Annotated in this window: 15 protein-coding genes and 2 pseudogenes; 13 read left to right on the forward strand and 4 right to left on the reverse strand. The window is 48.4% G+C overall.

Going from position 1 to position 19,902, the window contains the following annotated elements; all coding sequences use genetic code 11:
• The coding region (locus tag DWX91_RS17550; protein WP_243099056.1) for an IS200/IS605 family accessory protein TnpB-related protein at positions 1-773 on the forward strand (773 nt) is incomplete at its 5' end.
• Between the two features lie 684 nt (positions 774-1,457).
• Here the strand turns inward: DWX91_RS17550 and DWX91_RS17555 are convergent.
• From DWX91_RS17555 to DWX91_RS18205, 3 genes and pseudogenes are all read right to left on the reverse strand, one after another.
• Positions 1,458-1,562: an RloB family protein gene (locus tag DWX91_RS17555; protein WP_243017801.1), complete on the reverse strand. Its 105-nt coding sequence runs from the start codon at positions 1,560-1,562 to the stop codon at positions 1,458-1,460.
• Between the two features lies 1 nt (position 1,563).
• Entirely contained in the window at positions 1,564-2,421 is an 858-nt protein-coding gene (locus DWX91_RS12845; RefSeq protein WP_412693909.1) for an ATP-binding protein, read from the reverse strand.
• Positions 2,403-2,759, reverse strand: a pseudogene (locus DWX91_RS18205) (AAA family ATPase); the annotation flags it as partial. The gene DWX91_RS12845 and the pseudogene DWX91_RS18205, both read right to left, overlap by 19 nt.
• Before the next feature lie 408 nt (positions 2,760-3,167).
• Here DWX91_RS18205 and DWX91_RS12850 point away from each other — a divergent pair.
• Complete coding sequence (locus tag DWX91_RS12850; RefSeq protein WP_118492022.1) at positions 3,168-3,938, forward strand: aminotransferase class I/II-fold pyridoxal phosphate-dependent enzyme; 771 nt, start codon at positions 3,168-3,170, stop codon at positions 3,936-3,938.
• On the forward strand, positions 3,935-4,669 hold the full coding sequence (locus DWX91_RS12855) for a PLP-dependent aminotransferase family protein (protein WP_147354404.1): 735 nt from the start codon (positions 3,935-3,937) through the stop codon (positions 4,667-4,669). Before DWX91_RS12850 ends, DWX91_RS12855 begins: the two co-directional genes overlap by 4 nt.
• Positions 4,670-4,766: 97 nt before the next feature.
• Here DWX91_RS12855 and DWX91_RS12860 read toward each other — a convergent pair.
• Positions 4,767-6,180, reverse strand: a pseudogene (locus DWX91_RS12860) (spore germination protein).
• Between the two features lie 455 nt (positions 6,181-6,635).
• On the opposite strand from DWX91_RS12860, the gene DWX91_RS12865 reads away from it, so the two are divergent.
• The 10 genes from DWX91_RS12865 (at position 6,636) to zapA (ending at position 19,899) form a co-directional block, all read left to right on the forward strand.
• Positions 6,636-11,069, forward strand: a complete 4,434-nt coding sequence (locus DWX91_RS12865; RefSeq protein ID WP_147354405.1) for a hemoblobin-interacting domain-containing protein — start codon at positions 6,636-6,638, stop codon at positions 11,067-11,069.
• A 21-nt stretch (positions 11,070-11,090) separates the two neighbouring features.
• Positions 11,091-12,227, forward strand: coding sequence for an FAD:protein FMN transferase (locus DWX91_RS12870; RefSeq protein ID WP_243099057.1), 1,137 nt, complete (start codon positions 11,091-11,093; stop codon positions 12,225-12,227).
• A 39-nt stretch (positions 12,228-12,266) separates the two neighbouring features.
• Complete coding sequence (locus DWX91_RS12875) at positions 12,267-12,953, forward strand: hypothetical protein (protein ID WP_118539117.1); 687 nt, start codon at positions 12,267-12,269, stop codon at positions 12,951-12,953.
• A gap of 182 nt (positions 12,954-13,135) precedes the next feature.
• Positions 13,136-13,705, forward strand: coding sequence for a biotin transporter BioY (locus DWX91_RS12880; RefSeq protein ID WP_022360190.1), 570 nt, complete (start codon positions 13,136-13,138; stop codon positions 13,703-13,705).
• A gap of 135 nt (positions 13,706-13,840) precedes the next feature.
• Positions 13,841-14,986 (forward strand): acetyl-CoA C-acyltransferase, encoded by a 1,146-nt coding sequence (locus DWX91_RS12885; RefSeq protein ID WP_107001661.1) that lies wholly within the window; start codon positions 13,841-13,843, stop codon positions 14,984-14,986.
• Positions 14,987-15,090: 104 nt separating this feature from the next.
• The gene (locus DWX91_RS12890) at positions 15,091-16,164 is read left to right on the forward strand and encodes an AMP-binding protein (RefSeq protein ID WP_118539119.1); all 1,074 of its coding nucleotides are present in this window, start codon (positions 15,091-15,093) and stop codon (positions 16,162-16,164) included.
• Positions 16,146-16,397 (forward strand): AMP-binding enzyme, encoded by a 252-nt coding sequence (locus tag DWX91_RS12895; protein WP_182435083.1) that lies wholly within the window; start codon positions 16,146-16,148, stop codon positions 16,395-16,397. The genes DWX91_RS12890 and DWX91_RS12895 overlap by 19 nt, the downstream gene beginning before the upstream one ends.
• A gap of 519 nt (positions 16,398-16,916) precedes the next feature.
• Entirely contained in the window at positions 16,917-17,540 is a 624-nt protein-coding gene (gene ruvA / locus DWX91_RS12900) for a Holliday junction branch migration protein RuvA (protein ID WP_118524488.1), read from the forward strand.
• Positions 17,541-17,698: 158 nt separating this feature from the next.
• Positions 17,699-18,721 carry a Holliday junction branch migration DNA helicase RuvB gene (gene ruvB / locus DWX91_RS12905; RefSeq protein ID WP_107001650.1) on the forward strand — a complete coding sequence of 341 codons (1,023 nt, stop codon included), beginning with the start codon at positions 17,699-17,701 and terminating at the stop codon, positions 18,719-18,721.
• An 89-nt stretch (positions 18,722-18,810) separates the two neighbouring features.
• Complete coding sequence (gene zapA / locus DWX91_RS16680) at positions 18,811-19,899, forward strand: cell division protein ZapA (protein WP_182435084.1); 1,089 nt, start codon at positions 18,811-18,813, stop codon at positions 19,897-19,899.
• Positions 19,900-19,902 lie beyond the last annotated feature (3 nt).

Genomic DNA, 19,902 nt, shown 5'->3' on the forward strand with positions numbered 1-19,902 from the left:
ATCATAAATATTTCCTTCGGTTTTCATACACAGAGGAAGTAAGCTTATCAAAAACAGATGTAAAAGAGCAGGTGATATGCAGCGTTGATTTAGGAATCAATACGGATGCAGTCTGCAGCATCATGCGTGCAGATGGCACTATCCTGGGACGTAAATTTATAAATTTCTCCAGTGATAAAGACCATTTGTATCATGTGCTTGGCAGAATCCGCCGTTTTCAGAGAGAACATTCCTCCAGACCGGTCCAACGCCGATGGAATTATGCAAAAAGGCTGAATATGGAGCTGTCCCGCAAAATAGCTGCGGAGATCACGAAATATGCCGCAGAGTATCAGGTAGATGTAATTGTGTTTGAGTATCTGGAAATGCAGGGAAAAATATCCGGAAAAAAGAAGCAAAAGCTTCATTTATGGAGAAAGCGGGATATTCAGAAACTGTGTGAACATCAGGCACATCGGAACAGAATTCGTGTGTTCAGGGTCAGTGCCCGGAACACCAGCAGGCTGGCCTGTGACGGAAGCGGAGTGGTAGTAAGAAACCAGGAGAACCATAGCCTATGTACCTTCCGGACCGGAAAACAGTATAACTGCGACCTGTCAGCATCCTATAATATCGGAGCGAGATATTTTATACGGGAACTTTTAAAACCCTTGCCGGAAACGGAAAGGTCTTCACTGGAGGCAAAAGTACCTGCAGTGAAGCGTAGAACCTCCTGTGTTTATGCAGATTTAAGAAAGCTTTATGTGGAAGTAAACAACTTAAAAGCGGCATAAACGCAGGCAGATATACAGCGGACTACCTGTAATGTGGAAACCAGCCGTATCCGGCATGGGAAAAGTGCGTATCCGCACAAATTCTAAGTTACTGGCGTATCCGCCGATATTTAGTCTTGCCGTTTAAAACGGCTGAGAAGCACGTGACTTTAGCCATGTGAGGTTCACTGTGGGATGGTTTAGATTTACGGCATATTTGGTGTCGGCGGTCAAGCGTCGCAGAAAAGATTATTTGCTCCAGCTTTATAAACGCAGCAGTATCGTACTGAAATAGTTGATCTCGCCCCGCTCGTTGTTCAGCACTTTCCGGGCTTTTTGAAATAGAATAGAACCCACCACCTTTACTGAAATTGACAACAGCCGCTCCAAACCGGAGCGGCTGCTATGCAAAGTTTTGACTGTACCAAGTATAACAGATATGGATTTACGGCGAAAGGGCAGGACTGTGCCAATGTAGAGACAATTTTGTGCCACCCATGTTTCTTTGAAACATTATAGCAGTGATTCCACCAGCTGATGGATGTCGGTAAATGGATTGACAGCAATTCCAAACGGTTTGCTGCTGTCATTTTGAAGATGGTATTCCACGGCTTTCCGGATCAGGCTGAGATAATCTGTTTCACCTCCGCTGGTGCGGCTTCCTACCACACGAATATCAATGTTTGTCTGACGGTTGCGGTAGTGTTAAAAATACTTAGGCTCAGTTTGAGAACCCTCCGTTACAATCAGAATGACAGGCTTTATTTTTCTGCGTCGCTGTCCACGCTTTTCAATTTTTCCACGTGCCATTTTACAGCCCTCCCTTGATAAAGGGGATCGCACCATAACGGCCAATCAGATAGCCCTTCTCCACCTTAGCATCCTTGCGGATGGAAAAATCGTAAAGGGAGAACAGATCGGTAGCTGCTGTTTGCTCGTCTTTTTCGGTAAACCAAATCTGATCTCTCCTCAGTACATCCAGGTCAAGAAGATTGGTGTTGTGTGATGTGAAAATCAACTGGGCTCCATTTGGATTGAACTCCACACTGTTAAAAAGCGAGACCAGATGCTTTGTCAGAAGAGGATGCAGATGAGCGTCCATCTCGTCAGCGACAAGAAGGGTTCCTTCATCCAGCACCTTTTTTACAACACCGATCAGTTTGAAATAACTGTTGGTGCCATCAGATTCCTCTGCCATGTTCAGCGGGTAGGAAGAAGTATTTCCCTCTGTATCCTGTACCGTGTGAATGGCCTCAATATTGGTAAAGATATCATTACGCTGAGAAGGAGCGGATTCTGCATCACGCATCTGAAGGGATTGTATGCCAAAATCTGCAACACGCAGCATAGAGGCGATCACATGCCGGTAGTCACCCTCTTTGAGTTGTTCTGCTTCAAGGCCGTAGGCGTCTGCAACAGAATGTTTCGTGATGATCTGGCAGGAAGCAAACCATTCCAGAACTGGAATCACTTTGGAATAGCTCCAGTTTGATGCGACAGACAGATAGAGCTTGTTGGCCGAAGTGCGATCCTTGAGAGTGTTTTGTTCATCGACATCAACGGTAAAGCGAAAATCTTTTGTGTCTTTTCGCTCAAAAATGAGTGCCTGCCTGCCATTGGATAGTAATACAGATATTCTTCGATAACAGCTTTGTCTGTTACAGAAAATCCATACGCATAGCGGATGCCATTTGTGGTGAAGATGACCTCAAAGCTGCTGGGGCGAGAGGGTGTTTCCCGGTCAAACTTGAAAGGCGAACGATCAATGGTTTTGTGGAGCTGCTGGTTATGCGAAGTCAGCACATAATTTACCATGAACCAAAACGCATTCAAGACATTGGACTTTCCAGAAGCATTGGCGCCGTAAATCACAGCAGACTTCAAATGCTTTTTGTTTCCGTCCACAATCAGGTGCTCTGGATGTTCGTTATCCTTACTGGCAAGCAGGGATAACACGACATTATCTTTGATAGAGAGAAAGTTCTCTACACTAAATTGAATCAGCATAAAACAACCTCATAAATCCTTGTTATAATATATTATATCCGCATTTTTGTGAAAAATCAACGCAAATGAAAAATAAAAATCTGTATAGAGGATTTAATAGAACAGCCGTGTGGAGAGGATATGCGGGGATCTCATCTTTCTTAGGAAGAAGCGGCTCTTTGATTTCTTCCTCGGAATTTCCGTTACTGGGCACGTATGCGTAAACAGTAACAGTACTCAATTTTGGGGATTGCCTATAAGCAGGAGAAAACGGTATAATTGAGGAAGGCAGTTGGGTATAAGGGGTACAAGTGGTGGAGATGAAAAATATTGTGAAGACGGAAAGAGGGGCGGTTGTCTGGGATATGGGATGATGCGGGTGATCGATGCGGTGCATCGCCGTTTACATAAATAGATAGAGGAAATACGATGGAACTGAATTTAAGCGAACCGGGACAGAGCCGGTATCTGAGAGTATATGAATATTACAAAGAATTGATCGTGTCCGGGCAGATGAAGCCGGGAGCGAAGCTGCCGTCGATCCGCAAATGTTCCCTGCAGCTGCAGCTTTCGCGGACGACGGTGGAGACGGCGTATATGCTGCTGGCGGCGGATGGCTATATCATTTCGCGTCCGCAGAGCGGGTTTTATGTAACGGATGCGGTGCTGGCGGCTGCAAACCGGGAGGAAATAGAGCACGGTGTGCCGCGTCAGGAGGAACGCCCGGAAATCCGGTATGATTTTGCGTCTTCAAATGTGGATCGGGAGAGCTTCCAGTTTGATTTATGGCGGCGCTATGTCAAGAGCGCCCTGCGCCAGGATGAGCGGCTGCTTTCTTATGGCGAACCGCAGGGAGAGCGGGAATTCCGGGAGGCACTCTGCGCGTATCTGGGGCGCCACCGCAATGTGATCTGTACGCCGGACAGTATCGTAGTAGGGGCGGGTGTGCAGAGTCTCTTGCATATTTTGTGCCCGATGCTGCGGGAGCGGGACAGCGCATGGTTTTTTAATCCGTCGTTCCGGCAGGGACGCCAGATTTTTGAGGATTATGGGTTTCGGACCGGGGATATAAGAGAGTATTGGGAAAATAATGATAGGAGGATTGAGTCCTCAAAAAAGGATTTGTGCGGAATAGAAAAGCCAGATGTATGTGCAAGAGAGATGAAACAGGGTTATCCGAACAGATGTCAGAGGCGATGAGACATACAGGGAAAAGTGTCTGCTATCTGACCCCATCGCAGATGACAGTCTGGGGCGAGGTCATGCCGGTGGGCGACCGGATGAAGCTTTTAAAGGATGCGGCGCGCGAGGATATGCTGATTATTGAGGACGATTACAACAGTGAGTTCCGCTATTATAACCGCCCGACACCGTCCTTGCAGGGGCTTTCCGGCGGGCGGGGCGTCGTGTATCTGGGGACATTTTCAAGGCTGCTTCTGCCATCGATCCGCATGAGCTACATGGTCCTGCCGCCGGATCTGCTGAAACGGTATCAGGAGCGGGGGCGTTTTTATAACCAGACGGCGTCCAAGGCAGAGCAGATTGCCCTCTGCCAGTTTATCCGGGACGGACATCTGGAAAGCCAGATCCGAAAGTCCAAGAAATTGTACGCGGCAAAGGCAAAGTGTCTGTGTGATGCGGTGCGGCGCATTTTTGGAGAAAAAGCGCGAACGCATCTGGGCGATGCCGGTTTTCTGGTTCTCATGGAGCTTGACAGCCCGCTTACATCGGCGGAAATTGCCTGGCGTGCGGCACAGGCAGGCGTCGCCGTCCGTCCGGTGGAGTCGGTCGGGAGTCTTTTGGAAAAACAGGAGCATCATTTTCAAGAGGGATATCCGAAGCTCCTGTTGTCCTGTGCCTCGATGGGGGCAGAGCGGTATGAGGAGGCGCTGGAGGTGCTGAAAGAGGTAGTGTATAAGAAAGAAAAATAGAAGATAGATATAGAAGTTAAAATGTCCGCATAAACCACAGCCAGTATCCGGAACCATCCGGGCAGTTGTGGGTATGCGGACATTTTATGCGACATTCTTACCCGTTTTTCTCCTCATGCGGCAGCCGGTTCCGGAGCAGCCGCTTTTTTAATTCACTCCAGTGAAATGGAATTAGCGGGTAAATATAACTTTTTCCGGCGATTGTCCGGTTAAAGACAAGGCAGCCGACGGCAATGAGTGTTCCGGCGATGAAGCCCCAGAGATTGAGGAAAAAGGTCAGAATCAGGAGCAGGACGCGCATGAATTTGAGCGCGTAGCCGAGTTCGAAGCTCGTCATCGAGTAGTTGGCGATCGTGACGAACGCCATATAGAGCATCGTCTCGCTGTTGAACCAGCCGGATTTGACCGAGTATTCCCCAAGCACGATACCGGCGATGACACTGAGCGGTGTCGTCAGCATGCTGGGGGTGTTGACTGCCGCGAGCCGCAGACCATCGATGGCAAATTCCAGGATCAGGAGCTGATAGATCAGCGCCACATGGATCTCGTCGGTGACACGGATAAAAGCGAGCCATTCCGGGATCCAGCCGGGATTCTGCATAAAAAGCAGCCACAGCGGTGTCAGAAATAAGGTCAGGAAAAAGATGACCGTCCGCGACAGGCGCAGATAGGTGCCGGTCAGCGGTGGAAAATAGTAGTCGTCGGCTTCCTCGATGATATCGAAAACAGAGGATGGCAGAATCATTGCGGATGGCGAATTGTCCACCAGAATGATGATATTTCCTTCCAGAATCGAGGCAGCGGAGGTATCCGGACGCTCTGAAAAACGAAATTTTGGGAACGGATTGAACCATTTGTGCGGATAAATACATTCGGCAAGGCTTTCCTGATTCATCGAGAGGGCATCGACATGCACTTTTTGAATCCGGGTGCGGATGCGGTTTAAAAGTTCGGTGTCCACCCGGTTTTCCATGTAGCAGATGGCGATATCGGTGTGCGAACTTTCCCCAATATTCATGATTTCCATCCGCAGCTTCGGATCGCGGATGCGCCGCCGGATCAGAGCCGTGTTGAACACAAGCGTTTCGACAAAACCATCGCGCGAGCCGCGCAATACCTTATCCTTTTCAGGCTCGCTGACTCCGCGGGCGGGATAGGTGCGGCAGTCTATCGTGAGTGCCTGTGCATATCCGTCGATCAGAAGAAAAGGAACACCGGAGAGAAGCTGGATAATCAGCGCGTCCGAATCTGTTTCCAGCCCGATTTCGCCGTAGGCGAGGTAGAGGGCGGCAAAATCGTTTGCATTGTCAGGCATCTGGCGGTTTCAATGCTGCTCATCGCCTGCAGCACTTTTAAAAGCGTATCGTCCTTGGTAAAACCATCAATACAGTAGAGGCAGGCATCGCGCCCGCCGATCATCAGGTTCCGATCTACGACATCAAAACTGATGTCCGGTCGGAGCTTTTTTTGAAAAAAGTCCGGTTATTTTCAATGGATGAAGAAATCTGCATCGTGTAAATCTCCTATCAGAGAAGCCAATATCAGTGACCGCGAAGGGACTGGAATGGAACAAAATGTTTACAGATGGAGTATGTGCGAAAAGGATAAAAATATACGAAATGAAGCAAACAGAAAAAAAATCTCAAAATATGTTTTTTTAAAAATTCATGGCAAGCGAGGCAATATCAGGGAAAAAGGCGGAAAAAATCGCTGCAAAATGAGACTTAACATGTGCTGAATGGAAAAAGAAATTTGCATGTTAGTTTTAGCAACTAAAAAACCAATGCTTTATTGAGAATAAAATTCAATTAAAAAATAGATAAAAATTCTCATTTTTAAATAGATTTAAATAATTGACAGATTTTATTAGATTAGTTTATACTAACCTCCTCGGTCACCTGAGTTAGGGATGCCTAATCTGGTGCGGAGAGTAAGATATTACAAAAGATTATATGGAGGAATATGTATGAAAGGTAAGGGAAGATCCCGGCAGGCAATTCTGGCGGCGGTGACCGTGTTAGCGGCGGCGCAGGCAGGTACTGCTTATGCTTCAACCGGACCGGCATCGGAGTCCGGAGTACAGACCGGTGCCTGGATTCAGGAAGGACAGGACTGGAAATATCAGGGAACGGACGGAACGCTTAAGACTGGATGGGTCAAGACCGAGAGCGGCTGGTATTATCTGGATCCGCAGACCGGACGGATGATGACTGGATGGATCACCGTCGATGGACGCCGGTACTATATGAACACAACAGCCGATGGCGTGGAAGGACAGATGCGCCGCGGCTGGTGGAAGGACAATGCAGGAAAATGGTATTTCTTCAGCACTGCATCCGATGGAACGGAAGGTATGACTGTGACCGGATGGCAGTGGATTGATGGAAAATGCTATTATTTTGATAACTTGAGTGCAGAAAACTATGGTCAGATGCACACCGAAGGTCGGACGCCGGACGGCTACAGCGTCAATGCGGATGGACAGTGGGTCAATGAAAATGGAGAGGTCCAGACCCGTGCGGATAGAGGTTACGCGAGCAGCCCGGCAGCAGACGGCAACGGAAGCAGCATATCAGGAGGCGGTTCAGGGAATTCTGGCAGTTCCGGCGGCAGCCATTCGGGGGGCTCTGGAAGCAACAGTAATTCTGGAAATAACAGTAATTCTGGAAATAACGGTAATTCCGGGAATGACGGAAATCAGAATGGCGGAAATGCCGGAGATAACGGAAACACTGAAAATCCAGACAAGCCGCAGATGGTTTCGCTGGTAGATGAGACGAAGACAAAGCTTACCGAAGTAAATTCCCTGGGCTGGTGGCTTCCGATCGCATTTGATGAGGGATACAATGCAGGCAATACGGTCGTTAAGGTCGATGGAAAAGATGTAACCAATCTTTTAACTCCGATCACAGATGACGGACGTATGGCAAAACTGGCGCTTCTTGGCACACCGGGCAAAGTAACCGTCAGCAGCAAAGAAGATGCAGCAAAGGAAGAGACGGTGGTTCTGAGCAATGAGAGCCAGGAAGATGCTGTATATGAGGAAAACGACGGCTATCTGCCTGAGAAGATTCTGACGCATGAGCCGGTTGCTTACTGGGACTATTATCTGACCAATTACGATGAAAACGGAAATGCCCGCATTTCTCCGAAAAAGACTACGTATAACTTGAATGAAGAGAAACAGACTCATCCGAGCTATTCGCCGGATGCGGTTCTTCCAAAAAATGGAAAAGCAGCCGTTACCATTCTGTTTAACTATAATACAGATGAGGAAAAAGAGTGGTTTGACGGCATCCGCAAACTGGAACTGGTTGAATACAATGAGCAGAAGAACACAATCAATTCGAGTCTCGTATTTGACAGTGAAAAGAATGTGGCGCACGGACAGGGACGCGTTGGACAGCTGACTATCCAGACAGGACAGAGCAATTTCTTTAATAATGGACGTTATTATGTGCGGGTTGTATCGTCGGCAGGCGGTTCCGCGCTCGTCCCGATTCATGTCGTCAATGAGACAGTACCGACACTGGAGCTTAAGGAAACACCGCAGTCCGGTAAGAATCTCCATTTTGCAGTCAGCGATCTGGTATACGCAATTGAGACACCGATCGAGCGTGTGACCCTGGAAGATCCGAACGGAACAGTAAGCGACCTTAAGATGCTCGATGACTGGTATCTCTACAGCCAGGATTTATTTGTTCTGTACAATGATAATACAGACCATCTGCCATACAAGGGCAATTACAAGATCACTGTATATGCAAATGGTTTCCGGTCATTCTCCAAGAGCTTCAAGGTGAAAACGGGCGCAGAGCCGGTAAAAGAGAAGGAACAGACCAATGGTCAGAAAATGGCGGCATACGGATTCGACGGTATCAGCACCGCATCGACTGGTTCCAGCGGAAGTGGAAGCTCCAGCGGCAGCAGCTCAGGAAGCTCTGCAATTTCTGCAAACCTGATTTTTGATTCAGATCTGCTTGTAAATGCACATCTCCTAGAACAGATCAAGATGGAAAATGATGCTTCTAAGGCCGTCATGAAATGGTGGGACAATGCGATTCCGGATGCAGTCTTTGATACTGGAGATGATGAGTTCTTCAGATGGACAGACTACGTAAATAAGAGCGAGAATCAGAAATACGAAGAGAACAGAATGCTTCCATTTGCAGATTACCGTGAAAATGGAGCATTGGATCCGAACCATCCGGCAACGGCAAAAGAGGTTCTCGAAGATGGTCTGCTCGGCGATATCCAGTACAATGGAAACTTCTCCCGTCAGGATGCACCGGCGATTACAGTTGTACAGAACAAAGAGGGCGAGCCGGTAGTCCTGCAGACAGAGGATACAGAGTATATCGAGGCGGTTCAGAGTATCGTTGTCAACGGAAACTGGCAGGCACTCAGCAAGACCAAATATTTCATCGATAAAGAAGCGAGCACCATTACCATTGATGCGGATGTATTCAAGGCTGGTGAGGAGTATAAGCTGACTGTCGATGCAACGGGATATAAGAGCCAGAGTATCGCATTTACATACGATAAGGTGCTGGAAAACGATTTATCGCTGACCGTTGATTATGCGGAAGATAAAGAGGCGTTTGCAGCTGAGAAAAAAGAAGATTCTAATAAGACTTACTATTTTGCAAATGCTGAATTTACCGTTAATGGCAGCAAGGGAGATTTCCTGAAGAACCTGAAATCTGTTACCCTGCTTTCTGACGAGGAAGATGCGGTTGAGAGAAATATCTACACGAAAGGCGTGTCCAGCAGCAACGATGTTTACTATGAAGTATCCGGGGATGGCAAGAAGCTGATTCTCCATCAGGTTCAGCCGGGAACTTATAAACTGACACTTCATTCGAATTACTACACAGAGACCCTGAGATGTGAATTTGTGGTGGAGAAGGAAAAGGAAGAGATTAAAGAAGAGATGCCAGCTCCAGAAGTGGTGAAGTTCAGCAAACATAAAGCCAGCTGGTCATTTGATCCGGATTTTGGCCGTGCTTCTTTTAAGAATTCAACAAAAACAAGTGTAAAAGATTATTTGACTAAGATTACGTCTGTGAAGGTTGGAAAAACAGAGTATACGAAAGCTTCTTACAGCCTTAGTTCGTATAAGCCTACATGGAAGATGTCGGATGCAGATGATCCAGATAACAATGTACAGAATTTTGATTGCATCGATTTCACCTTAGACGGTTTCAGCACCGAAGAAAGCACCGATGTAACGATCCAGGCAGAAGGATATGAAGAGCTTACATTTACAGTTACAAAGGATATGAAGTTAGCGGGTGACGAAGAGAAACTGCTTCCGGCACCGGAACTGACAGGCAGCACTACGGTTGATACGGGAGATCCGCTGGTTCTGACTGGTGATGAAGAGTATCTGAAAGCAATTAAGTCTGTAAAAGTAACTGGCAATGATGAGGAGGAAGATGCTGCACTTGAATTTAAAGTAAATGGTACAACATTGACAATTCAGACTGGCACACTGGATAGTGGATTGAATGAGGTTGTGATCGAAGCCAAAGGTTACGATAATCAGTCGATCACGGTTACAGTTGAGAGCCAGAAAGCAGATACAGAAATTGAGGTTTCCAGTGTTGTAAAAGAGCGTAGTTGGACAGGAGATTATTATTTACTGATTCGCTTCAATGGAGTTGAGGGAGAAAAGTTAAAAACCTTCTTAAAGGAGATTGATTCGGTTGCGGTAAATGGAACAGAGTATAGCAAGGCATCCGTTTCCTCGCTCCTTAGAAGTGGTGAGTTTGCACCGCATGCAACGGATACATCTTATAGCAATGATAATTATGATTGTTTAAAGGTTTCAGCGTCCGGATTGAGTGAAGAAGAGGATAATGAAATTCTTATCTACACTAAGAATAACGGAATGATTAAGTGCAAACTTGATAAAAAATGGAAATTAATCAAGGAATCCAAAACGCTTCTTGCCGACGAAGTCCTCCCAAGCGAGATCGTCACCACCCCAACCGAGGGAGTAACCACACCGGAGCAAACACCGGAAGAGCCGAAGACGAATGACGAAAACAAGGCAGATGTACCGGATGGCGATAAGAAGAACGAGACAGACGATGCGAACAAGGCCCCGGAAGTAGACGAGGACAAGAAAGAGGATTCGGACGAGTCCAAGGATACTTCGGATGAGAAGAAAGACGAAACTTCAGATAAAGGCGATGCTGACAAGGATGATTCGAAAGATGAATCCGGCGAAACTGGTGACGATTCCAAGAAGAATGAAACGGATGAATCTAAGGACAATGATTCCAAGAAGGATGAGACCGGTGACGTAAAAGATGATACTTCTGATAAGGAAGAATCCGACGGAGGTAAAGGCGATGCTTCTGAGAAAGAAGAGTCTGTTTCTGAAGAAGAGTAGTTGTATTTAAAGGAGTAAAAATTGAAACAGAAGTGGTGGATTTTATTAACCCTGCTGCTGTGTGGCTGCGGTGCTTCATCGCAGCCGGATCAAACGGGGACGGTCCAGAATGACCGTCCTCGTTTATCTGCGTCTACGGAAGAGACGGCAGAAAATGTGGCAGCAGTAGAAAAAAACGAAAATTTAGAGAAAAATCCCTCAAATTCGAACCAGAATCCGGGAGAAGGGCAGAATTGGACAGTGTTTGCGATGGATACTGTGATGCAGTTTGACGCCTACGGCGGAAGTGCAAATTTGCAGGAAAAAGTGAAACGGCGGGTGGAAGAGCTGGAAGGGGAGCTTTCGACAACGCAGGAAAACAGCGATATTTTTCATCTGAACCAGGAGAAAACGGCGGAACTTTCAGCGGATACGCGTTATCTGATGCAGGAGGCGCTGGCACTGGGAGCGGAAACAGATGGTGCACTCGATATTTCAATTTACCCGGTTGTGCAAAGCTGGGGATTTACAACGGGAAATTACCGGGTCCCCAGTGAGAGCGAGCGGGAAAGCCTGCTTAAATCGGTCGATTATCGTCTGGTCGGTTTAGAAGCAGATACGGCATCGATCGAGCCAGGAATGATGGTGGATCTAGGCGGTGTCGGAAAGGGATTTACCGGAGATGAGGTGGTAAAGGCTATGAAGGAGGATGGCGTGACGAGCGCACTGTTCAGTCTTGGAGGCAATATCCAGACGATCGGAACAAAATCGGATGGCGAGAAATGGTATGTCGGCATCAAGGATCCGGAGAGCGACGGCTATCTGGGCGGAGTCAAGGTGCAGGATGAGGCGGTCATTACCTCCGGCGGCTATGAGCGCTATTTCACGGATGATGACGGAACAATTTACTGGCATATCATGGATCCGTCCACTGGGGCGCCGGCGCATAGCGGGCTGATTTCTGTGACAATCATCGGACCGTGCGGGCTGCGCTGCGATGGGCTTTCGACCGCCCTGTTTGTCATGGGACGGGAAAAGGCAGCGGCACATTGGGCGGCGCATCAGGACTATGAGGCAGTCCTGGTTGACGAGAGCGGCACGATCTGGCTGACACCGGGCTTAAAAGACCGATTTATTCCGGTGGATCAGGGGGAGACGCGGGAGATTCGGATATTGTGATTCTGGAACAGATCTAGTATAATGAGCAGAGAAAAGTGCATGCGAGTCAGATTTACAATTTATAACGAAGAGGTCGAAAATACCGTGAATGATAGATTGAAAAAGAAGCTTCTTTGCTTTGAGCGCGCTCTCTCCACATTGGAAGGATACGAGGGCTGGATGATAGGCACAACTACACTTCATCTGGACTGGCAGCCCAAACAGGGGGAGAATGAGTTTTGCCATACCAAATTAACTCCAGAAATCATCAAAAAAGGCCGCTCGGCAATCCGGGTCCGCATAGCGGCAGCGGAGGAGGAAAAGGAACGGGAAAATGAGGAGATGGAAGTGCTGCTGGTAAAACCGCGCCAGAGCGTCCTTGTCCCGGAAAAAGAGAAAATGCCGCTCATGAAAGCAATTACGGAACTGGGCAGTGAGGATGATGATACGCTGGTATTTAGCCGCAGCCAGATGGAAGAATATCTCCGGGAGGCGGCAGATACCAATCCGATCCATCAGGGAGAAGCGGCAGTTTTGCCGGGGTTTCTTGTTATGAATGCCTGCCTGCTTCGTCTGTGGAAGAAGGGCTGGATGAAGAGACAGACCGCTCTGGAAGTACGTTTTCTTGCCCCACTTCGTCCTGATGAGGAGGTATATCTGTCGGATTCGGGGCAGGAGGGAAGAAACGCGGTGTATCTGAGAACGAAGCAAGAGGGAAAGGAAATTCTTTCGATTACAGAAAAATAGGGATGCCGATGATAAAGTGGGTGCAGAGGAGCTATGGATGCATATGTAAACCATCTATAAAAACAAGGTTGACAATCCTCTGAAATTCCGATATACTCTTTTCTAGCAAAGATTCTCTGTGTGTGATTCATAGGAAAATGCATTACACGGCTTAGAATTTTATCACTGAGGAGGTATATATAATGAGTTCAGAGACAAGTGCAGTGAACGTACACGGCGCATGGAGCGCGAAGCGGCTTACACTTTTGGCGATGATGCTGGCTCTTATCAGTGTGTCTTCGTATATTGCGATTCCGCTTCCGTTTTCGGATGCAAAGATCACAGCGCAGACGATGATTGTCAACCTGATCGGTCTGCTGATTGCACCACAGGATACCATTTTAGTTATGGCGAGCTGGCTGCTGTTAGGCTTATGCGGCGTGCCGGTATTCAGCGGCGGAAGCGCAGGACCGGGAAAACTGCTTGGACCGAGCGGCGGTTACTATATCGGATTTCTGGTTGTAGCGTTCCTGATTTCCCTGTTTTGCCGGAAATGGAAAAATGTTGCATTCCAGACAGCGTTCCTGATTGTAGTTGGTATTCCGGTGATTTACGCATTCGGTGCAGGCTGGATGAAACACGTGACCGGACAGCCGTGGGGTGCAGTTATCGTGCAGTCGATAATTCCGTTTATTCCGCTGGACATCGTTAAGTGTGTGGCAGCGGTAGCACTTGGAAAGGCGCTGAAGCGGACGGGCTTATTTGGAAATTAGATAGAAAATAAAGATGGGATGTGGTAGTGAACAGAATCAGCCTTTTAGTGCAGAAATGCAGCCAGGAGGCATGAGGAGTCCGTTGCCGCATCCCTTTAATTTTAATTAGGAATAGAAGAAAAACAGGAGAAAAGTATGAATCACGTATATATTCTGGGCGGTTTGCGCAGTTACATCGGGGTGAAAGATGGAATGTACCGTCATATCCCGGCGGAAAAGCTGGGGGCGGAGGTGCTGCGGGAGGTGGTTTCGCGATTTGAGCTTCCAACCGATGCGATCGACTATATAATAGGAGGAAATGCGGTCGGGGGAGGCGGCAATATCACGCGTCTGGCGGCACTTTCGGCAGGGTTTCCAGAGCGGATTCCGGCGGTTACTTTGGATCTGCAGTGCGGGTCGGCGCTGGAGGCGATCAGCGCGGCAGCAGCCAAGATTGAGAGCGGGATGGCGGATCTGGTCATTGCCGGGGGAATGGAGAGTTCTTCGGTACAGCCGTACCGCATGATGTCCCCGAACCATCCGGAGTATGACGGTGGAAAGGTGTATACGGTTGCACAGTTTGTGCCGGGAAAGCGCGGCGAGCAGGTTATGTTAGAGGGCGCGGAGGAGACTGCGATCCGGGAAAATGTCTCTAAGGAAGAGATGGACACCTGGGTGCTCCGGAGCCATAAGAGGGCGGCGCAGGCGCGCAAAGAGGGAATATTGGAGGATATAACGGTTTCCATCGACGGCAGCAGCCGGGATGAGGGAATCCGTCCGACAATGAGCCAGCGTCTGATCGACCGCCTGCCGTATCTGCTTCCAAATGGCACGAAAATCACGGCGGCAAATGCGTGCCTGATGCACGATGGCGCGGCATTTGTGGTACTTTGTTCGGAACGGTTTTTGCGGGAACAGGGACGGAAAGCAGAATGCCGTTTCCGGTTTGGTACAGCGATCGGGGATGATCCGATGATGAGTCCAAAATCAGCCGTCAGCGCTGCTAAGGCGATACTTGCAAAAACGGGGCATTCTTATCAGGAGATCGATGCTTTTGAGGTCAATGAAGCGTTTGCCGTTATTGATGTTCTATTTGAACGTGCATTTCCGGGGATTGAAGACCGTTATAATATCTGGGGCGGGGCACTTGCCTATGGGCATCCATATGGAGTCTCCGGCGCAATGATTCTGCTGCATCTGATGAAAGCACTGGAACATAAAAATGGGCATTTGGGAATGTGCTGCGTGGCAGCCGCCGGAGGGATCGGAAGCAGTATTCTGGTGGAGAAAGTAATGAAGTAGATGAAGACAGTGCTTGAATGATATAAAAAGTAAATGTGGTAAATTTAAAAGCTCAAATTGGTAAAAAGTTCTATATAAAAATAAGTAAAAGACAGGAATTAATCATGAAAGAAATACAGACACAACGTATAAATACATATCTGGATGCGCTCCGGGCATACCCGCCAGAGTGGGAAGCCCTGATCACGGAGAAAGAGCGCTATACGTTCGGGGAGCTCATCGAGGCGGCAGAACGTGTAAGGAAACATCCGAAAGAGATAGAAGAAAAACAGGGAAAACGTCACATCCACTGGATCCAGGAACCGACGATCGCGCATCAGCTTATTCAGTTTCTGGCATATGGAGACGGAAATACGGTTCCGGTGATTGCACCGTCCGATGTAAAAATTTCCGATGAATTGCGTGACGTGACACCTCCGGAAGGGGCATATATGGGTGTGATGACGTCGGGAACCTCCGGTCGTCAGAAAGTATTGTTCCGCTCCTTTGAAAGCTGGCACGATTTTTTTAAGCTTCAGAATAAAATTTTCAAAATGGGAGAGGGAAGCATTACGTTTATGCAGGGAAGCCTGGCGTTTACGGGCAACCTGAACCTTTATATGGCGCAGCTTGCGTCCGGCGGAAGCGTCGTTGCGGCGGATTCCTTTGATCCGCGCCTCTGGAAGCGGATGATCGAGGCAGAACAGGCGACCTGCGTCTATCTGATTCCTGTCAAGCTGCGGGCGCTGCGGCGTATCTATGAGCGGGAACAGGCGGTCAATTATCGGATTATTTCTTTTGTCAGCGGCTCCCAGAGTATGGGCGGTGCGGAGGCAGTGCAGTTTAAAAAGGCATTTCCCGAAGCGGAGATTACATTGTATTATGGCGCCAGCGAGCTGAACTATATTACCTATATCCGTGGAAGTGAGATGAAAGAAGATACGACGCTGGTTGGCCGTGCATTTCCAGAGGTGGATGTCTGGATTGAAAACGACCATTTTCATGTAAAAACGCGGTATGGAATCCTTGGAATTGGAAATGACGCGGTGATTGGGGATTGCGGTCACACAGATGCAGAGGGACTCTTCTATTTTGATGGGCGGGATGATGATATCTGCAACATAAATGGGAGAAAAGTGTCATCCTCCGGGTCGAAGAAGCGGTGCGGACATTTCCGGGAGTGGCAGAGACGGCAGTGAAGGCAGTCCATGAGCATGGGCGCGATTATCTGAAAGTGTGGATTGTGTGGGAGAAAGAAGCTGAAAGGGAAGAAATTGCCGGAAGTGACAGCGAAAAAAGTGGTTGTACCAATAGGGCAATTCGGGAATTTTTGGCAGGAAGACTGGCAGATTATGAGATTCCACGCGAATTTGTCTTTCTAAAGGAGTTTCCAAAGACTGAAAGCGGAAAGATTCGTAAAAAAGAACTGTGAAAATTGCTTTTTCTTGTCAAAAAAGAAAATGGCTTATTGTGCAAAATGACAAAAGAAAGACATAGGGGCAGCTTATGGAGATGCACTGATGGCAGCGATTGGAGTCGGATTCTACCAAGGTTTTCAGATTTGCGCCAAGTAATCCAAAAGAAATGTATTTATAAGCCGGATTTAGGACAATAAGCGGGAATCCTCGGCAATTCAATTACCGAGATGAAAGCGCAGGAGTGTGCATATCTGCACAATGCAAATAGTATAATAATTCTCATCCTTTGAAAAGGCTTTTTGACTGTAATCATTGATATTACAATTGAAAAGCTTTTTCATTTATAGGTTCCCGATAATGTGTAAAAATGAAATTCAATCAACCGGGCAGAATATATGTTCGAAATTCCGCACTTTCCTTGCAATGAAAACTGTGCTATGGTATACTGAAAAGAAGATTTGGAGGCATTTTGAAGCGTTCTTTTTTTAGTTTGAACCAGATCTTGAACCAGTGAGAAAAGAAAGGAATTTACCGTGATTTCGTATGTAAAAGGCATCCTGGCGGAGAAGGCAAAGGACCGTATCGTGGTCGAGTCCGGCATGATGGGGATCGGGATTTTTGTCCCGATGTCGGTGCTGGAAGTTTTACCGCCGCTCGGGGAAGAGGTAAAGATATATACGCACCTGCAGGTGCGGGAGGATGATATGAGCCTGTACGGCTTTTTAAGCCGTTCGGATCTGGAGATGTTCCGCCAGCTTCTGGGGGTCAACGGCATTGGTCCGAAGGGGGCACTTGGCATCTTGTCGGCGCTGCGTCCGGAGGATCTGCGTCTTGCGGTTATGACTGGGGATGCGAAGGCGATCTCCCGTGCACCGGGCGTTGGGGCAAAGACGGCACAGCGGATCATTCTCGATTTGAAGGATAAAGTACAGGCAGAGGATCTGCTGACACCGCTGTTAGATGGCAGTGCGGCGGTTTCGCCGGCTGCGGGAAACGGGCTTTCAGGCAATGCGGCGAAGGAAGCCGTGGAGGCGCTGGTGGCGCTGGGATATACGAATGCCGAGGCGGTGAAGGCGGTCAAGAGCGCCAATGTGACGGAAGAGATGGATTCCGAGGCGGTATTGAAGGCATCGCTGAAATATCTGGCGTTTTTGTAAAACAACCTATGTGTCGGACATTCGAAATTGCAGGATCATAAAAAATAGTGATGCTTGTGCGTCAGATGAAAATTTGGAATGTGTGGCAGATATGAGAAAATGGAACTGTCATGGCTTAATTGAATGAGAGAGAAAAACAGGAAAGACAGGAAACAAGTATGAGCAGAAGGACGATTACAACCGAGGTGACGGAGGAGGATAAGCGGATTGAGGGAAGTCTCCGCCCGCAGACCTTAGACGAATATATCGGTCAGGAGCGGATCAAATCGACGTTAAAGGTATTTATCCATGCGGCGAAATCCCGCGGCGAGGCGCTTGACCATGTTCTTTTCTATGGACCGCCGGGATTGGGAAAGACGACACTCAGCGGCATTATCGCCAATGAGATGGGAACCCGTATGAAGGTTACTTCCGGTCCGGCAATCGAGAAACCAGGGGAGATTGCGGCGATTCTCAACGGGCTCCAGGAGGGAGACGTCCTCTTTGTGGATGAGATTCACCGCTTAAACCGCCAGGTGGAAGAGGTGCTTTATCCGGCGATGGAGGACTATGCGATCGATATCATGTTGGGAAAAGATTCGACGGCGCGCTCGATTCGTCTGGATCTGCCGAAATTTACGCTGGTAGGCGCGACGACACGCGCGGGGCTTCTGACGGCGCCGCTGCGCGATCGCTTCGGCATCGTGCAGAAGATGGATTTTTATACGCCTGAAGAGCTGCAGACGATTGTCCTGCGGACGGCGGGAGTTCTGAATGTGGAGATTGATAAGACGGGCGCCTATGAGATTGCGAGACGTTCGAGAGGAACGCCGCGTCTGGCAAACCGCCTGTTAAAACGTGTGAGGGACTTTGCACAGGTCAAGTACAACGGCGTGATTACGAAAGAAGTCGCGGATTTTGCACTGGATATCCTTGATGTGGACAAGCTGGGACTTGACAACAACGACCGTGCGATCTTACATATGATTATCGACAAGTTTTCCGGCGGTCCGGTCGGGCTGGAGACGCTGGCGGCAGCGCTGGGCGAGGATGCTGGGACACTGGAAGATGTGTATGAACCGTATCTTCTGATGAACGGTCTGCTCAACCGGACTCCGCGTGGGCGGATGGCGACCGAAGCAGCGTATCGGCATCTCGGGTATGCCTGGAATCAAGCAAAAAACGGTATTTCTGAGATTTGATATTTGATTGATTTGAAGGTGGTATTTCTGTGTGGGTGACGTGACAACGTCGAACCATATTTATTAATAGATAGAAAGAAGAGAATGCGATGGCAAAACAGTATATAGATGTATTAATTGATGGAAAAGTGTATAGCCTGGGCGGCAGTGAGACGGAAGGATATGTACAGCGGATTGCCACGTATCTGAATGGGAAGATTTTCCAGCTCAAGGCGCAGCCGGGATTTTTGAAAATGCCGGAAGACTACCAGAGTATTATGACTTATCTGAATCTGGCGGATGATTATTTTAAAGAAAAAGAGAGTGCGAAGGCACTTGCATCCGACAAAGAGAGCATGGAAAAAGAGACATATCGTCTGAAACATGAGATGGTCAGCACCCAGATGAAACTCGAGAGTCTCCGCAATGAGCGCACCGTCAGCGAGGAAGAACTGGAGACAGCAAAGAAGGCGGCAAAAGAGGCAGCTGAGCAGGCGGAAGCTGCTAAAAATGAGGTACAGGCGCAGATTGAGCGTGTGAAAAAAGAAGCGCAGGAGCAGATCGAGGCTGTGAAGAAAACAGCACAGGAACAGGTTGAGTCTGCAAGAAAAGAAGCGCAGGAGCAGATTGAACGTGCGAAGAGAGAGGTACAGGATCGCGTGGAATCCGCGGAAAAAGCAGCCCAGGATCGCGCTGCCAGGGCGGAGCAGACAGCCCGGGAGCAGGCAGAAGCTGCAAAGAAAGAGGCATTGGAACAGATTGCGGATGCAAAGAAGGAAGCAAACGATTTCCGTGGAGAAGCAGAGGTTTGGAAACAGGAGGCAGAAGATCAGCGTCTGGCGGTCGAGTCATCCCAGAGTGAAATCGCTTCTTTGCAGGACAAGCTGGAGATTTTCAAACAACAGCTTGAAGAAGCAAGACAGGCGGCGACAGCTGTGCAGACGGAAAAATCGCAGCTGGAAGCACGTCTGATGCAGACGGAACAGGAAAAACAAAGTGTAAAAGAGCAGCTGAGCCAGCTGGAGCAGGAAAAACAGACGATAAAGAAAGATCTGGAAGAGAGCCTCCAGGAGGCAGGGGCAGCACGTGAGGAACTGGCAGCTGTCCGTCAGGCACAGGTGGAGGCATATATGAAGCGGAAGCCATTTCCCAAGAGACAGGGAACGGTGGAACTGAAAGATGCAATTCTGCGGTTATAATGG

Source organism: Clostridium sp. AF22-10, assembly GCF_003478725.1.
In the GTDB taxonomy this organism is placed as follows: domain Bacteria; phylum Bacillota; class Clostridia; order Lachnospirales; family Lachnospiraceae; genus Otoolea; species Otoolea fessa.

Excerpts from the sequence above, each read along its gene's own strand:
- DWX91_RS17555 (WP_243017801.1), bottom strand. The coding sequence starts at position 1,562 with ATGGCACGTGGAAAAATTGAAAAGCGTGGACAGCGACGCAGAAAAATA.
- DWX91_RS12850 (WP_118492022.1), top strand. The coding sequence starts at position 3,168 with ATGGAACTGAATTTAAGCGAACCGGGACAGAGCCGGTATCTGAGAGTA.
- DWX91_RS12855 (WP_147354404.1), top strand. The coding sequence starts at position 3,935 with ATGAGACATACAGGGAAAAGTGTCTGCTATCTGACCCCATCGCAGATG.
- DWX91_RS12865 (WP_147354405.1), top strand. The coding sequence starts at position 6,636 with ATGAAAGGTAAGGGAAGATCCCGGCAGGCAATTCTGGCGGCGGTGACC.
- DWX91_RS12875 (WP_118539117.1), top strand. The coding sequence starts at position 12,267 with ATGCGAGTCAGATTTACAATTTATAACGAAGAGGTCGAAAATACCGTG.
- DWX91_RS12880 (WP_022360190.1), top strand. The coding sequence starts at position 13,136 with ATGAGTTCAGAGACAAGTGCAGTGAACGTACACGGCGCATGGAGCGCG.
- DWX91_RS12885 (WP_107001661.1), top strand. The coding sequence starts at position 13,841 with ATGAATCACGTATATATTCTGGGCGGTTTGCGCAGTTACATCGGGGTG.
- DWX91_RS12890 (WP_118539119.1), top strand. The coding sequence starts at position 15,091 with ATGAAAGAAATACAGACACAACGTATAAATACATATCTGGATGCGCTC.
- ruvB (WP_107001650.1), top strand. The coding sequence starts at position 17,699 with ATGAGCAGAAGGACGATTACAACCGAGGTGACGGAGGAGGATAAGCGG.
- zapA (WP_182435084.1), top strand. The coding sequence starts at position 18,811 with ATGGCAAAACAGTATATAGATGTATTAATTGATGGAAAAGTGTATAGC.